This is a genomic window from Bradyrhizobium sp. sGM-13, from assembly GCF_018398875.1.
Lineage (GTDB): Bacteria > Pseudomonadota > Alphaproteobacteria > Rhizobiales > Xanthobacteraceae > Bradyrhizobium.
The window spans coordinates 1-268 of the sequence record NZ_JAGWDK010000308.1 but is presented as its reverse complement, the minus strand read 5'-3'; the positions used below and the strand labels follow the sequence as shown (position 1 = coordinate 268).

The 268-nt window shown below is 59.0% G+C and carries 1 pseudogene; it reads right to left on the bottom strand.

The features are described from left to right. Positions 1-216: pseudogene (locus KJQ96_RS39160) on the bottom strand (hypothetical protein); the annotation flags it as partial. Between the last annotated feature and the right edge of the window lie 52 nt (positions 217-268).

Genomic DNA, 268 nt, shown 5'->3' with positions numbered 1-268 from the left:
CGCGTATTCGAGCTCGTCGGCGCGCCTCTTCTCCAGCGCCCGCCGCGCGATTTGCGGATTGACGACGAAGGGGGGACATTTTTCGGCAGGGTTGAACACAAGAGGGGACGGCGGATTCGGGGGAGGTTGCGCATCGAATACATAGCGGCGGTTGCACACATCCACCCTCGGTTCGAGTTGCGTCGTCTCGAAATGATCGTTGCCGATCTTGAGCATTTTCCAGAAGGAGAGGTTCGGATTATTTCGATGCCGCGCCAGATTCGCTGGC